The 15,100-nt window shown below is 40.7% G+C and carries 13 protein-coding genes, 3 tRNA genes and 1 riboswitch; of the genes, 11 read left to right on the top strand and 5 right to left on the bottom strand.

The genetic code is table 11. The features are described from left to right. The first annotated feature begins 73 nt into the window (after positions 1–73). The 3 genes from pfkA (at position 74) to gap (ending at position 2,985) form a co-directional block, all read left to right on the top strand. Positions 74–1,069 carry a 6-phosphofructokinase gene (gene pfkA, locus C5745_RS19220; protein WP_394342080.1) on the top strand — a complete coding sequence of 332 codons (996 nt, stop codon included), beginning with the start codon at positions 74–76 and terminating at the stop codon, positions 1,067–1,069. A 63-nt stretch (positions 1,070–1,132) separates the two neighbouring features. Beyond that, positions 1,133–1,981, top strand: a complete 849-nt coding sequence (locus C5745_RS19215; protein ID WP_105718638.1) for a hypothetical protein — start codon at positions 1,133–1,135, stop codon at positions 1,979–1,981. 8 nt (positions 1,982–1,989) lie between these two features. Then, positions 1,990–2,985 (top strand): type I glyceraldehyde-3-phosphate dehydrogenase, encoded by a 996-nt coding sequence (gene gap / locus C5745_RS19210; RefSeq protein WP_105718637.1) that lies wholly within the window; start codon positions 1,990–1,992, stop codon positions 2,983–2,985. A 37-nt stretch (positions 2,986–3,022) separates the two neighbouring features. Here the strand turns inward: gap and mnmA are convergent, their stop codons facing one another. Further along, the gene (mnmA, locus tag C5745_RS19205; protein WP_105718636.1) at positions 3,023–4,114 is read right to left on the bottom strand and encodes a tRNA 2-thiouridine(34) synthase MnmA; all 1,092 of its coding nucleotides are present in this window, start codon (positions 4,112–4,114) and stop codon (positions 3,023–3,025) included. Between the two features lie 309 nt (positions 4,115–4,423). On the opposite strand from mnmA, the gene C5745_RS19200 reads away from it, so the two are divergent. From C5745_RS19200 to C5745_RS19170, 7 genes are all read left to right on the top strand, one after another. After that, positions 4,424–4,496: transfer RNA gene (locus C5745_RS19200), tRNA-Phe, on the top strand. 40 nt (positions 4,497–4,536) lie between these two features. Then, positions 4,537–4,609, top strand: a tRNA-Phe gene (locus C5745_RS19195). Between the two features lie 222 nt (positions 4,610–4,831). Further along, positions 4,832–4,945: riboswitch (SAM riboswitch) on the top strand. A 237-nt stretch (positions 4,946–5,182) separates the two neighbouring features. After that, positions 5,183–6,490, top strand: a complete 1,308-nt coding sequence (locus C5745_RS19190) for an O-acetylhomoserine aminocarboxypropyltransferase/cysteine synthase family protein (protein WP_105718635.1) — start codon at positions 5,183–5,185, stop codon at positions 6,488–6,490. Positions 6,491–6,708: 218 nt separating this feature from the next. Continuing rightward, positions 6,709–7,890 (top strand): homoserine dehydrogenase, encoded by a 1,182-nt coding sequence (locus C5745_RS19185; protein WP_105718634.1) that lies wholly within the window; start codon positions 6,709–6,711, stop codon positions 7,888–7,890. 112 nt (positions 7,891–8,002) lie between these two features. Further along, positions 8,003–8,076, top strand: a tRNA-Pro gene (locus tag C5745_RS19180). Positions 8,077–8,202: 126 nt separating this feature from the next. Beyond that, a complete protein-coding gene (locus C5745_RS19175) occupies positions 8,203–8,847 on the top strand; it encodes a 3'-5' exonuclease (RefSeq protein WP_105718633.1) in 645 nt (214 codons plus the stop codon). Between the two features lie 21 nt (positions 8,848–8,868). Beyond that, a complete protein-coding gene (locus C5745_RS19170; protein WP_105718632.1) occupies positions 8,869–10,776 on the top strand; it encodes a DUF294 nucleotidyltransferase-like domain-containing protein in 1,908 nt (635 codons plus the stop codon). Between the two features lie 245 nt (positions 10,777–11,021). On the opposite strand, the gene C5745_RS19165 is transcribed toward C5745_RS19170, so the two are convergent. Further along, on the bottom strand, positions 11,022–11,696 hold the full coding sequence (locus tag C5745_RS19165) for a YceI family protein (RefSeq protein WP_105718631.1): 675 nt from the start codon (positions 11,694–11,696) through the stop codon (positions 11,022–11,024). Between the two features lie 138 nt (positions 11,697–11,834). Beyond that, a complete protein-coding gene (gene rocD / locus C5745_RS19160) occupies positions 11,835–13,076 on the bottom strand; it encodes an ornithine--oxo-acid transaminase (protein WP_105718630.1) in 1,242 nt (413 codons plus the stop codon). Positions 13,077–13,271: 195 nt separating this feature from the next. Here rocD and C5745_RS19155 point away from each other — a divergent pair, with 195 nt between their 5' ends. Next, positions 13,272–13,724, top strand: a complete 453-nt coding sequence (locus C5745_RS19155; RefSeq protein WP_105718629.1) for a nuclear transport factor 2 family protein — start codon at positions 13,272–13,274, stop codon at positions 13,722–13,724. A 311-nt stretch (positions 13,725–14,035) separates the two neighbouring features. Here C5745_RS19155 and C5745_RS20545 read toward each other — a convergent pair whose 3' ends face one another. Together C5745_RS20545 and C5745_RS19145 are read right to left on the bottom strand one after the other, a co-directional pair. After that, on the bottom strand, positions 14,036–14,362 hold the full coding sequence (locus C5745_RS20545) for a Gfo/Idh/MocA family protein (protein WP_207795858.1): 327 nt from the start codon (positions 14,360–14,362) through the stop codon (positions 14,036–14,038). Positions 14,363–14,518: 156 nt separating this feature from the next. After that, entirely contained in the window at positions 14,519–14,935 is a 417-nt protein-coding gene (locus tag C5745_RS19145; protein ID WP_105718628.1) for a hypothetical protein, read from the bottom strand. Between the last annotated feature and the right edge of the window lie 165 nt (positions 14,936–15,100).

Raw genomic sequence — 15,100 nt, 5'->3', positions numbered from 1 at the left:
ATCACAATAATCCAGAAAAAACAAAAAAAATTTAATAGTGTAAAAAATACACACTATATTCGTAAAACCTAAAATGAGCAATCGAGTGGAAAAAATAACAAGAGTCGGCGTATTTACTTCAGGGGGCGATTCCCCCGGAATGAACGCTGCTATCCGCGCTGTTGTGAGAACAGCACTATATAATGGCAAGAAAGTTACAGGCATTTATCATGGCTATCAAGGCATGATTGATGACACGATGTTTGATATGGATAGCCAATCGGTCAGTTCTATTATACAGATGGGCGGGACTATGCTCAAGACAGCGCGTTGCATGGAATTCAAAACAATAGAAGGGCGAGCAAAAGCATATGAGAATGTTCGCGCAGCGGGGATTGACGCATTAGTGGCAATTGGAGGCGACGGCACGTTCACGGGCGCAGAGATATTTTCACGCGAGTTTGATATTCCAGTGATGTGTATACCGGGAACCATCGATAATGATCTGAATGGAACCGACCTTACAATTGGTTATGACACGGCAAATAACACGGTTATTGAAGCTATCGATAAAATTCGTGATACGGCAGCGTCCCACAATCGTCTGTTTTTTATTGAGGTCATGGGACGTGACTCTGGATGTATAGCACTCAACGCCGGTGTTGCCGGTGGTGCCGAAGCTATCCTTCTTCCCGAAAGAGAAACAGCAATTGATGAGCTTATTGATATGCTAGAACACGCAGCCGACAGAAAGAAGTCGTCTATGATTGTGATTGTCGCAGAAGGTGATAAAAATGGAGGGGCAAATAACGTTGCGAAATGTGTCCAAGAAAAAGTTGGCTATTATGACACAAAAGTTAGTATATTAGGCCATCTACAACGGGGCGGTGCCCCTAGTAGTGCGGATAGAGTGTTAGCAACTCGTATGGGATACGCGGCGGTCAACGAGCTTTTAAAAGGTAATACAAGGGCCACCGTCGGCGTTCGTGGCTCAGAAATCGTTACCACCCCTTTAGAAGAAGCGCTTAGTAAAAAAGAGCTAAAGCTAAATGAGGACCTTGTTGAAATTGCAAAAATAATGGCTTTATAAGGATTCATTTTTTTATTTTTGACTTTTTAAGCGAGCTTTGAAGTTCATCTTAGATATATTATAATGATTGTAGTTGTTTTTAGCGGGTCAAGATATGCGGATTGGCGGATTGCGGATAAAAAGCGTGTACTTCACGGTTTTCGCACACCGGGCATCAACTCCTATATACAAGACGAACGCTACATCACCCAGCTATTGAACAAAAGCAACCATTTGATAAACAATGCTGAAAAGATTCGTAAAATTTTCTTTTTCGGTGCGGGGGTATCTTCACCCGAACGACAACAAAAGATAGAACAGACATTTGCGCAATTTTTTAAAAATGCCAAGGTAAAAGCGGGTCACGATATGGAGGCCTCTGCAAAATCAACTTTCGGAGACGAAAAAGGTATTGTGGGTATTATTGGTAGTGGTTCTAATGCAGCTTATTATAATGGCAGAAAAGTGTTACCCAATAATTATGGCATGGGCTACATCCTAGCCGACGAGGGTTCAACCAATTGGCTGGGCCGGCAACTGTTGAAGGACTTTTTAACAGAAACAATGCCAGGTAGTATCCGCGAGAAATTATTATATAAATACAATATAGATAGACGTTCTATACTGGAACGGGTGTATTATAATCCTAATCCGAACTTGTTTTTGACGAGCTTTGCTGATTTTATACATGAATATCGAGATGAGCCATATTTCACGCAACATATAAAGAGAGGGCTGGAAATATATATCAGAACATATCTGATTCCCTTATCGGAAAGTTATCCAGATAGCCAGTTTAATTTTACGGGATCAGTAGCTAATAATTATGCCAATTGGTTACGTGAATTGGGGGCAGAACACGGATTGCATATCGGCTCTATCATTAAAGAGCCTGTTCAGAACTTAATAAAGTATTACATTAATAAAAACTGATAGAGAAAATGAAAATTGGAATTAACGGATTCGGTCGTATTGGCCGTCTAGCTTTTAGAGCTGCTATCAACCGCAGTGATATCGAAGTTGTAGGTATTAACGATTTAGTAGAACCTGATTATTTAGCATACATGCTAAAATACGATTCTACACACGGAAAATTCGATGGTACCGTAGAAGTTAAAGACGGACATTTGGTAGTCAATGGAAAAACAATCCGTGTAACAGCAGAAAAAGATCCCGCCAACTTAAAGTGGGACCAAGTGGGTGCCGAGGTGATTATAGAATCAACTGGCTTCTTTTTAACACAGGAAACTGCTCAGAAACATATCGACGCGGGAGCAAAAAAAGTAGTAATGTCTGCGCCTGCGAAAGACGATACGCCTACATTTGTAATGGGGGTAAACCATAAAGAATTGAAAGCTGAATATACAATTGTTTCTAACGCGTCATGCACAACAAACTGTTTGGCACCTTTAGCAAAAGTATTGAACGATAACTTTGGTATTCTCGAAGGTTTAATGACGACAGTACACGCTGTAACGGCGACACAAAAAACAGTTGACGGCCCTTCAGTAAAAGATTGGAGAGGCGGTCGTGGCGCTTACCAAAACATAATCCCGTCATCAACAGGTGCAGCGAAGGCCGTGGGATTGGTTCTTCCTGAATTGAAAGGAAAATTGACAGGAATGTCTATGCGCGTCCCGACAGCAGATGTTTCCGTAGTTGATTTGACTGTTCGCTTGGAAAAAGGAGCTTCTTATGAAGAGATCAAAAAAGTGATGAAAGAGGCTTCTGAGGGCGAGTTAAAAGGCATCTTGGGTTACACTGAAGACGAGGTAGTTTCCTCTGATTTTATCGGTGATGCGCGCACATCTATCTTTGATGCGAAGGCAGGTATCTCATTGAATGACAACTTCGTAAAAGTCGTATCTTGGTATGATAACGAATGGGGCTACTCAAACAAAATTATAGATTTGGCACAAGAAGTTGGTAAACTATAACTGCTTCAAATAAATAAAGGCTTGCCCAGGCAAGCCTTTATTTCATTAAGAAACCGCCTCCCAACAAATCATTTCCTTCATAGAAAACGGCGGATTGCCCGGGTGCGATGCCCTTAACACGGTGGGCAAAATCCACTTGCATGGTAGTTCCTTGTTGCGTTATCGTAGATGCGGCACCAGCGTCTTTGTATCGAATTTTCGTTATTGCTTCCATCGGTTGCTCTATAGAAGCGTATTTGATCAAGTTGATGTCGCGCACAAACGCCTGCGACTTTTCCAGCTCGCATTCCTCTCCAAGTACCACCGTATTACTTTCCGGCAATATCTCAATCACGAACATTGGTTTACCTAGCGCGATACCTAGCCCTTTGCGTTGGCCAATGGTAAAATAGGGATAACCTATATGCTGTCCGACCACCGTGCCGTCGGACAACACAAAATTTCCCGGTCCAATTTCGTCATCAAGCGTAGGACGTCTATGACGCAAAAAAGCTCTATAATCGTTATCTGGCACAAAGCAAATTTCATAGCTTTCGGATTTTTTTGCCAGTTCCTCCTGCCCCATCTCCAAGGCCATTTGCCGGATTTCCTGTTTGGTAAAATTTCCTAATGGAAACTGCGTTCGAGCGAGGTTTTCTTGCGATACACCCCACAGCACATAAGATTGATCTTTATGCTCATCTCGACCTTTGGATATAATATACCTTCCATTATTATGTAGGCGGATATTCGCATAGTGTCCAGTCGCTATAAACTCACAGTCAAGCTTATCTGCACGCTTCATCAACGCAGACCATTTTATATGGGTATTACAAAGCACACAAGGGTTGGGTGTGCGTCCGGCGACATATTCATCAACAAAATTATCGATGACGAAATCGCCAAATTCATCCCGTATATCCAATATATAGTGCGGAAAACCATATCCCACAGCCAATGCCCTAGCATCGTTAATACTATCCAAGCTACAGCAACCTGTTTCCTTAGATGACCCACCAGCCGAAGCATAATCCCACGTTTTCATGGTGATGCCGATAACCTCATAACCCTGCTCATGTAACATAATGGCCGCTACGGAACTATCTACTCCACCACTCATTGCGACCAATACCCTGCCTTTTTTACTCATAACAATTTTGTGAAGTGCAAAGATAGCTTATTTGGCACAGAGCAGTGTTTATTTGATGTAATTTTATCTAGAACAGAAGAGCTTATCATAACAAAATAAAGGCTAATTAAGTAATATGAATGGCATTTTACATTAACGGACATCATTAAAATAATTTACAGATTCCATACAAGTATTGAATGTTAATTTTATTTACATATGAATCAACAAGTTGAAAAATACTTGAAAAATAATGCCGACAAAAGTTTTAGATTTCAAAAAAAGAACATAGATTTGCAACGCAATCGAAGGAAAAAACTGATTGCGAAAGGTGCCATAGCTCAGTTGGTAGAGCAAAGGACTGAAAATCCTTGTGTCGCTGGTTCGAATCCAGCTGGCACCACAAAATCTGAAAGTAACAGATTACAAACAAAAACTTAAAGGGTGCCATAGCTCAGTTGGTAGAGCAAAGGACTGAAAATCCTTGTGTCGCTGGTTCGAATCCAGCTGGCACCACAAAATCCTTTCCGGTTCGGAAAGGATTTTTTTATTTTTACTTTTTGTCCTTAATGCCTATATTTCCTCTATAAAATAAGACTTGAATGGCGGAGGAGAGCGAAATAAATTAATTTTATATAATGCGCAATTAAAAATTGCATATAAAAATGAATTTATTTAGGTTTGCTTCGTACTTTAATCGAAGTATACTAATCAACGCCTCACATCGTGTTAGGTCTTGGTTTATAAAGAAGTGGCGAGAGACTGGCTCGATGACCCACTGGCAACCAGCAAGAGAAATTGAAAAGGTGCCAAATCCTGTCCAAAACAATATCGTTTTGGAACATATAAATAATAAGACAATGGAAACATTTGAACTACGCATTTCTAAGAACACATTATTTCGCTCGGTGACATTTGATCGCTTTTTTATCTGCATGTCGATGCGAATGCGTTAGTCGTTCCGGTAATGTTCCATCTGGACATATTCTTTCCCTACTCCCACATTGCCATTTATGAACGACCAGTTTCCGTAAAAGATTGGAATGCAATTTAATTCACTATATTTATTACATTAAAATATTATAAATTATGTCAACAAATAAAAGCCTAAAATTCGAAACATTGCAAGTCCACGCAGGACAGGAAGTAGATCCGACCACAGGATCTAGAGCATTACCCATTTATCAAACGACATCGTTCGTATTTGAGAATGCGGAACATGGCGCAAACCTCTTTGCATTAAAGCAATTCGGAAATATCTATACCCGTATCATGAACCCCACAACAGATGCTTTTGAAAAACGCATTGCAGCATTGGAGGGCGGCGTGGCAGCACTGGCGGTGGCTTCCGGACAGGCTGCTCAATTTATTGCTTTGACCAATATCATCGAAAGCGGTGAAAATTTCGTTGCTGGAGCAAATTTATACGGTGGTACATATAACCAGTTTAAAGTTTCGTTTAAACGGTTGGGTATTGAGGCACGTTTTGCGGCGGAAAGTGACGCAGATAACATGGAGAAGCTAATTGATGAGAAGACAAAAGCACTCTATGTTGAAACGATAGGAAACCCCAGCTATAATATACCAGATTTCGAAAAAATAGCAGCTTTAGCTCGAAAATACGACTTACCACTGATCGTAGACAATACGTTTGGCGCGGGAGGGTATTTATTTAAACCCATAGAATACGGAGCCAACGTTGTCGTGGAATCGGCCACTAAATGGATTGGCGGACACGGAACAAGTATAGGTGGCGTTATCGTTGACGGCGGAAACTATAATTGGGGAAATGGTAAATTCAAGCAATTCTCGGAACCGTCTGAGGGTTATCATGGATTGGTGTTTGCTGACGTTTTTGGTCCAGAAGGACCTTTTGGCAATATCCAATTCGCTATCCGTGCGCGTGTTGAAGGTCTACGTGATTTCGGACCTGCCCTCTCTCCATTCAATTCATTTTTGTTAGTACAGGGATTGGAGACGCTTTCTTTACGCGTACAGCGCCATGTTGACAATGCCTTAGAAATCGCGCAGTGGCTGGAGGCACATCCGCAAGTGGAGAAGGTAAGCTATCCTGGTCTAAAAAGTCACCCTTATCACCAGAACGCACAGCGATATTTGAAGAATGGTTACGGCTCGGTACTGTCGTTCACCCTTAAAGGCGGCGCAGAAAAAGCAAACGAATTTATTGATTCATTGAGCTTGATTAGTCATCTTGCCAATGTCGGTGATGCCAAAACATTGATTATACACCCAGCTGCAACAACCCATCAACAACTCCCCGAAGAGGCGCAAAAAAATGCAGGTGTGTTTCCTGGCCAGTTGCGTCTTTCCGTCGGTATCGAACACGTTGACGACATCAAAGATGACCTGCAACGAGCGTTTGAAAAAATTAAATAGTATAAAAAACCCATCGACGGGAATGCCTGGACACCGATAAGATATGGGGTCACAAATCGTCTGCGGATGTTTGAAATATTAGATAATGCAAAAAGCAACTTTCTACATAGTTCAAATGTCCGAAGGCGACAGTATTAATGCAGGCTAAAGCAGTACAATCCGCTAGCTGGACAGAAGATAATTAAGGATAATATTTTTCAAATAACAACGAGATAACAATGAGTGAGCGATTAATCATAGGCATGTTTGGCTTTGGTGTGGTTGGACAAGGGTTATATGATATTATAAAAACAAAAAAATTAAATTTAGAAATCAAGAAGTTCGTTATTAAAAATGCGAATAAGGAGCGAACGCTGCCAGCCTCGCTATTTACGACAAATGCGGAGGCTATTTTGGCAGACGAAGAGATCAACACCGTTGTTGAACTTATTGATGACGCGGAGGCAGCGTTTGATATCACTAGACGGGCGTTGAAATCTGGAAAAAATGTGGTGTCAGCTAATAAGAAAATGATTGCCACTCACCTGGAAGAACTGACACGTATTCAACAAGAATACGGAACTTCTCTATTATACGAAGGCGCAGTGTGCGGGAGTATCCCAATTATACGGAACTTGGAAGAGTACTATGATAATGAGCTACTCCACTCGATAAGCGGTATCTTTAACGGTTCCTCCAATTATATCCTATCGAAGATTTTCAATGAAAATCAAACTTACAATTTAGCGTTGACGCAAGCGCAGGATCTAGGCTTCGCGGAAACCGACCCTATATTAGATGTAGGCGGATTCGACCCGAAATACAAGCTAGCTATTGTTGCGTCCCACGCTTATGGGATCTATGTAAATCCCGATGATATCCTTAACATAGGAATTGATAAACTAGATAACCAGGACATCCGTTTTGCTAAAGAAAAGGGATTCAAGATTAAACTCCTGCCTTTCGCAAAAGAAATCAACGGTAATCAAGTAGTTTTGTACGTATTGCCAAGATTAATTACCTCTGAGAATATCCTGTTCAACGTGGAGAATGAATACAACGGTGTCTTAGTGAAAGCCGCCTTCGCAGATGAACAATTTTTCTATGGAAAAGGTGCTGGCGGACATCCTACCGGCTCAGCAGTACTTTCGGATATTGCTGCATTGCGTTACGGCTATCGCTATGAATATAAAAAGCATTTAGAGGCATCGCAAATTCTCTACAGTACGGATTATAAGTTGAAGATATATTTTCGGTATGCGGAAGAGGAAACTTTGAATCGGATAAAGTTTGACGCTATAGTAGAGCGCTTTTATGGACAAGATTTTAAATATGTCATCGGTGACATTAATCTACAGGAAATAATTGCTAAAAGAGACATTATCAACCAACCCGGAAATTTTATTGCGGAAATTCCTTAAAAAGGACTTTCTGCAATAAAAACTATTCATTAATATGAACAGTTTTTTACATCTAGATGCTATTCATATTGCATATAAAAATAAATTTATTTAGGTTTGCCCTTAAATTACGCGGGATGTAGCGTAGCCCGGTATCGCGCCAGCATGGGGTGCTGGAGGTCGTCGGTTCGAATCCGGCCATCCCGACACATGATAAAGCTTTCCTCATGACGGAAGGCTTTTGTTGTTTAATATACAAACAGTCCTTATCTTAGCACGCAGCAATTGATCATATTAAGTTGCTTTATTTATGTCGAATAAATCATCATTTTTTTGAAAACCCATCTATTATTTATCGATACAGAAACCTCGGGTATTCCCCAACGTTGGAATCGGCCCTATTCGGATGATAAAAATTGGCCACATGTCATTCAGGTAGCCTGGATTGTTTATGAGGCCAACGGCGTCGAGATAAAACGTACAAGTAAATATATTTATGAACACGATGTCGAGATTACGCCCTCTTCTTACGGTGTGCACGGCATCACAAGTACCTTTTTGAAACAGCACGGGGATAAAAGGAAAGAAGTGTTGCGTAAGCTGGCGCACGACATACAAAAATATAAACCCCTCATCATCGGTCATTTTGTCGAGTTGGACGTCCAAGTATTAAGCGCTGATTATTACAGAGCAAACCTTAAGAATCCATTCATGCACCAGTCCTTTTTTTGCACTATGCTTGATAGCGAAAAGTATGTTGCCAATCCCTCGATTACGTACTTCCGGCTTCCACAGCTCCACGAATATCTATTCGACAATCCGCTAACGGAAATCCATGAGGCAGAACAGGATGCCAGCGCAACGGCTAAATGTTTTTTCGAGCTATGGGACCGGCGCGAAATAACAGCGACGGATATGGAACGGCAACAAAAAATGTTTTCACAGAAACTTAACTTTTTAGATAAACTGAATACCTAACATTGTGTTAAAAAGCAAATTATGTCAAATTTGATTGAAATTTTAAAGAACACAAAACCCTTTAACAATCTTCCGGATAGCGTACTTCGAGGCGTTTCGGACTCGCTGATACAGACGTCGTATGCACGAGACACACTTGCTTACAGACAAGAGGTAACTGAGGTAAAGGGCGTCGATATTATCGTCAAGGGAGAATATGAAACATTTTTTTTCGACTCTTCTGAAAATAAACGTTCTATAGAAATACATCATCCGCCTTATTGTTTTGGCGGAATCTCGATTCTTCTCAATAGAACGAAAGCGTTAAAATCGGTCATGGCAAAGAAGGGAACAGTGGTCTATAATTTACCACGCAAGGAGTTTCTTGAACTTTGTCATGCTTATGAAGATTTTTTTCAATATTATACCACTGATTTTGGCAGAAAGATGCTGGATGAAGAGTTTTCGCATTTTGTAAAAACGCCAGCTTCTTTTGAGGAAAGCTATATAGCGGCTGAACAGCTGTATTCTCGAAAAATTGATGGAATAACATACAAAGATATCGTTTCTTGTACAAAGGACACGCCTATTTATAAAGCCGCAAAGCACATGGCCGACAATCGCGTAAGCTGCCTATTTATTCAAGACGAAAATAAAAACATCGTAGGCTATGCCACCGATATGACCCTCCGCGACAACGTGATTGCAAAATGCGTCGATGTCAATGCACCAATCGCAGAGGTTATGGATAATCCCATTGTTTCGATATCCTATCAAGCTTATCTATACGAAGCTGTACTCATGATGTTCAGCACAAAAACACGGTATCTTTTAGTGGAGAAAGATGGTCAATATGTAGGGTTTCTGAGTCGCAACCGCATATTAAGCGAACAAGGACAGTCACCGTTAGTCTTCATCCAGTCTGTAAAATTAGCGGAAACGATCGAAGAGTTACGTCAAAAGTGGAATTACGTCCCAAAAATCATCAAACAGCTACTTGGCAGGGGTATCAATGCCGAGATTACCAACCAAGTCATCACAACGATAGCAGACACTATAGCTATTAAAGTTATTGAAAGGGTAATTCGGGAGATGGGAGAACCTCCTGCTAAATTTGTTTTTATGGTTACGGGAAGCGAGGGTAGAAAAGAACAAACGCTGAAAACTGATCAGGATAATGCCATTATCTACGAAGATAAAGCTAACGAACAACGGGAAACGGTCCGAGAATATTTCCTGACATTTGCAAACAAGGTGTCCGATCACTTAAATGAGATAGGATTCAGTTATTGTGAAGGCGGATACATGGCCAGCAATCCGGAGTGGACACACTCATTATCTCATTGGAAACGTAATTATAAAAAATGGATTGAGGAAAGTGTACCCGAAAATGCCATAAAATTCTCGACATTTTTCGACTGCCGTTTTCTATATGGTGAAAAAAACATTATCGAGGAACTCAAACAATTTTTGGAACAGGAACTACAAAAGCCAAACGATCGCTTTTTTGCTTTCACGGCAAAAAATGCCTTACAATATGACCCCCCTTTAACCTTTTTCAAGAATATTAGAACCGAAACGGTCGGCAAAACTGAGGTCTTCAATGTTAAAAATGCCATGACCCCTATTGTCGACTTGGTTAGGGTATACGCACTGCAAAAAAGAATATACCAAGAAAATACAGGGGAGAGATTAAAAAAACTAATGGAATTGAGTGTTTTTACACCTCAACAATATCACGAACTTTATCAGTCCTATTATTATCTAATGGCTCTACGGTTGGAGAACCAAGCAAATCAGATACTGGTACAAAAGTCAGATCCCAACAATTATATTCGCATCAACACATTAACCAAGATCGAAAAAGCAACCTTGAAAGAAATATTCAAGACGATTGGCAATTTCCAGATGGGAATAAAAATGCGGTTTACTAATAACATATTAGGCTAACAAGTATGAGTATAGTTACTACATATAAATGTTACACATATAATACACAAAAACACTTGGCTTAGTGTGGAAAATACACTACATTTGTACTTTCATAATTTAGGTTTATAATTGGTTAGTTAGGGCTTTCATTCTCTCCGTTTGAAAGCCCTTTTTTGTTTGGAAAAATTTCACCAATACCATAAAAAAAGCCCCTTGTTTATCTACAAAGGGCTTTTAAATGATTTTTATTGAAGTACTCGTCGCTATTTCGTTGCTACCAGATTAATACCCACTTCGATATCCCGGCTTATCCCCCATTCTGCAGGATCTAAATCTGATGTACCAAATTTAATGCCCCAATCCACGCGGTTTACCGTAAATTTAGTATCTACCGCTACTTTCTCTTCTTGAATATCAATTTTAGCAGGAAAAGAAATGTTCAGTGTACTATCTAATAAAGTAAGATTACCGCTAACGAGCTTATTTGCTCCATCCACTGCATCTTTTACAGTTGATAAATCTAAATCAGAAACCTTCGTAATATGGAACGTTGCCGTCGGATAGCTGTCAACATTAAAAAAGTCTTCATTTTTCAGATGGTTTTGCAAATCAATAGCTTTTTTATCGGCCTCCGTCACTGAAGCCGCATCAACTTGTAGGGATTTCATATCAATGGTGAATTCACCTGCGTTAACATTGCCATCAGCAACCGACAATTCACCGGAGTTTACAGAAAGCGTACCCCAACGAGGAGCAAGGCCACCCTTGTGTGTAGCTCTCCAGTTCACTTTGGACGCCTCTACATCAGTGACGTATACGTCTCCTTCTTTCTCCGCTACTTCTTGTTTCTCGGATACTTGCGTCTTTGAAGAATTTCCCCCACAAGAAGCGAACATAATGGCTGTACCCACCATCATTGATAAAAAAAACTTTCTCATAAATGTCTTATTTTAGTAAATAAAAAATTGCTTCTAAAAATACCGATCTTTTCTGATGTTCACAACACGCCGTTCGTTACCCGACGAAAAAAGACATCCATATTACTTTAAGCGACATCTTCCACCCGCCCCTATTTTTCACTCACCGAGCACTATTAACGATTTCCGAATGATATCAATAGATTCTTCCAATTCATCTTTAGAGATAATCAAGGGAGGTGCAAAACGGATCTTATCGCCATGTGTAGGCTTCGCCAATAAGCCATTTTTCATCAGTTCCATACACAAAATATCTGCGGCATTACCAATAGAATGGCTAATAACGATAGCGTTAAGTAACCCTTTGCCCCTCACTTGGCAAATCGCCGGGTGCCCTAATTCGTTCAGTGCTGAGCGGAAATAATTACCGAGTTCCGCAGCGCGGTCTGCAAGTTTTTCGTTTTTTAAGACCTCCAATGCAGCTATTGCAACAGCACAGGCTAATGGATTACCTCCATATGTCGATCCATGTTCGCCGGGGGCTATCGTCAACATAATCTCATCATCGGCAAGCACCGCGGAAATCGGCATAACTCCCCCACTCAGTGCTTTTCCTAAAATAAGAATGTCGGGACGGACATTTTCATGATCACATGCTAATAATTTTCCAGTTCTCGACAGACCCGTTTGGATCTCATCACCTATAAATAATACACGATGTTCATCACAGAGTAATTTGGCAGCTGCTAGATAACCATCGTCGGGAACATACACACCTGCTTCCCCCTGAATAGGTTCAACTAAAAATCCAACGACATTTTCGTCTGCGAGCGCATCACGAAGTGCATTCAAATCATTGTAAGGAATACCGAGATATCCGGGCATAAAAGGTCCAAAACCGGCTCTCGCATTTGGATCTGTACTAAATGAAATTACATTAATCGTACGACCATGAAAGTTTCCATCGACCGTAATAATCTTAGCTTGATTATCCGGTACTCCCTTCACAACATAACCCCATTTACGAGCTAATTTTAACGCTGTTTCTACAGCCTCTACCCCTGTATTCATAGGTAACACTTTGTCATAGCCAAAATACCGCGTGACGTATTGCGTGTATTCCGCCATCTTATCGCTATGAAAAGCTCTAGAGGTCAGCGTGAGTTGTTTAGCCTGCTCAGTCAAAGCTTCCACAATCTTCGGATGGCAATGTCCTTGATTGACGGCAGAATAGCCCGATAGAAAATCGTAGTAACGTTTTCCTTCAACGTCCCAAACAAATGGTCCTAGTCCCTTCGTTAGTACAACGGGCAACGGGTGATAGTTGTGAGCGCCATGTTGTTCTTCGATATCGATATAATCAATTGTTTTATCCGGTATTTGGTGTCTGTTGGTCTCCATGTCTTCGATATATGTGTGTTAATTCCGAGATATAAATTTATGTACGCACTTTTTTCCGATACTGTGTATCTATATAAGCAATATAATGATTTTTAACCCAAACAAAAAGACAAATTCGATTATGATCCGAATATATCTCTTGGAATAACGAACCAGAGTCATTAAATTCGATCGTCAAATAAAAATTATCAAGATATGATATTAAATAATAGCGTACCCCTGGTCATACTAACGATTGTCATGACCACTTTTTTTTCCGAAACATCCGCCCAGAAAAATGTTTCTTCAAAAGAAGAAGTTGAAATTGCTACAAAAGCACTTACGGAAGCCATGTTAAGACCCACCGCTCAGGTGTTAAATAAACTCGCTTCGGAGAAGCTTAGCTATGGCCATTCCAGCGGTAAGATAGAAACAAAAGAGCAATTTGTCCATACACTTGTTTCCGGAGCTTCTGTTTTTGAAGAAATTCAAATCACTGACCAGAAAGTGGATGTCCAAGACAGTGCGGCTATTGTCCGTCATATCTTAGCTGCCAAAACAAATGACCCAGGGAAAGGACCTGCCGATATCCGCTTAGGTATCATGCTGACGTGGGTGAAATCGAATGGAAGCTGGCAGCTTTTGGCCCGACAAGCATTTAAATTGTAAAAATCCTTTCCATTACCGCTGCTGTTCGTAAGGCGCTCTCGCCGGTTGAGGGACAGTATCCCTCGCCGCGTAGCTCCTGCACGATCGATTCTATTAAGGGTTGTTGGATATGTATGGGTTTTTCGAAATCATAGAGTTGCTTACCAGATGTTGTTGTGCAAGTAGCTGGCGAGAAATCAAATGTACTAAAGCGTATCTCTCCCGTTCCAGTGAGTGCGTGTCAGGGTGAAGATCAGAAAAGTGGGGTGCGCGTATCAACCGCACCGCTACCGTTAGTATTTTTCCTATCTTCCCCTCGTTAACCCATTTTTTTATTTGCATAAAATAGCCCCCAACGCTCGACGATAACACGCAACAAATATCGGAACTCCCCTGCGCTTCGCAGTATCATACATTTCCTTAGCCTCCGCAAGCGACATCGCCGTAGGTTTTTCGACGTATACTGGTTTTCCTGCTTGTATCACCTGTAGTGCATATTCTTTGTGCGTACCGGGTGGGGTGGCGATGTAAACGATGTCAATAGCTGAATCAGTCAATAATGCTGCTACATCGCTATACACGTTAGGCACACCATGTCGTCGCGCATAATCCACCGCTTTCTCTCTTGTGCGAGAAGTAAAGCCATTAATGAAGAACACGGAGTTTTATAGAACGCGGGCCCGCTTTTTACCTCCGTTACATCGCCAACGCCAATCATACCCCATCTTATATTTTGCATAATCTATATTTCTTATTGACTGATTCTCCGATTAGATATAAGAAAATATCTGGAGCGTCTAGAGCAGCGAAAAGGATTATCTAACTTCTTTGTCTTTCAATTGAATCCTTAATTCCAAAGAGGTCACTTTTTCTATTAGTAGATTTCGATATTTTACCAATTGCCCGTTCGTTTCTTCAAGCTCGCGAATTTTTTCTTGTAGACTTATTACTTTTCTCAATAGCGCGTTCTCCTTCAGTATATCTTGATGATATGCATCCGGGTTTGCTCCTTGCAAGAAATCCGCTTCCATTGACCCATTAAAAAGGCTATTGGATCCACCGTTGGAAGCGGGCTTTATAGTAGTGAGGAGCGGCATCGTTTTTTGAACCCAAGCCAGCATCGTTCGCTTATCCTTCACATTATATTTTCTCATAGCTTCCTCTAACAGCAGTTCTCCCGAAATAATTGCTTTTACAGCCTCTATTTGTATTTCCTGTTTCGACTTTTTCATTTAGAAATTATAAATAGTTTATCCCTTTTACATACCTAGTCCTACTGAGACTATTAATAGTTAAACAAATATAATAAAAAAGCAGATGTAGCGGCACTAGTGCAATAAGCAAAAATGGTTTGATTTCGCGTCTTCATCCTAAGGCATTGATTAAAAGATCGGAAA

Origin of the sequence: Sphingobacterium haloxyli (assembly GCF_002980525.1) — a bacterium.
In the GTDB taxonomy this organism is placed as follows: domain Bacteria; phylum Bacteroidota; class Bacteroidia; order Sphingobacteriales; family Sphingobacteriaceae; genus Sphingobacterium; species Sphingobacterium haloxyli.
Note: the sequence above shows the minus strand (reverse complement) of the source record. Positions and strands in the feature narration are given on the sequence as shown.

Coding starts and splice junctions, on each gene's coding strand:
- pfkA (WP_394342080.1), top strand. CDS start 74: ATGAGCAATCGAGTGGAAAAAATAACAAGAGTCGGCGTATTTACTTCA.
- C5745_RS19215 (WP_105718638.1), top strand. CDS start 1,133: ATGATTGTAGTTGTTTTTAGCGGGTCAAGATATGCGGATTGGCGGATT.
- gap (WP_105718637.1), top strand. CDS start 1,990: ATGAAAATTGGAATTAACGGATTCGGTCGTATTGGCCGTCTAGCTTTT.
- mnmA (WP_105718636.1), bottom strand. CDS start 4,114: ATGAGTAAAAAAGGCAGGGTATTGGTCGCAATGAGTGGTGGAGTAGAT.
- C5745_RS19190 (WP_105718635.1), top strand. CDS start 5,183: ATGTCAACAAATAAAAGCCTAAAATTCGAAACATTGCAAGTCCACGCA.
- C5745_RS19185 (WP_105718634.1), top strand. CDS start 6,709: ATGAGTGAGCGATTAATCATAGGCATGTTTGGCTTTGGTGTGGTTGGA.
- C5745_RS19170 (WP_105718632.1), top strand. CDS start 8,869: ATGTCAAATTTGATTGAAATTTTAAAGAACACAAAACCCTTTAACAAT.
- C5745_RS19165 (WP_105718631.1), bottom strand. CDS start 11,696: ATGAGAAAGTTTTTTTTATCAATGATGGTGGGTACAGCCATTATGTTC.
- rocD (WP_105718630.1), bottom strand. CDS start 13,076: ATGGAGACCAACAGACACCAAATACCGGATAAAACAATTGATTATATC.
- C5745_RS19155 (WP_105718629.1), top strand. CDS start 13,272: ATGATATTAAATAATAGCGTACCCCTGGTCATACTAACGATTGTCATG.
- C5745_RS19145 (WP_105718628.1), bottom strand. CDS start 14,935: ATGAAAAAGTCGAAACAGGAAATACAAATAGAGGCTGTAAAAGCAATT.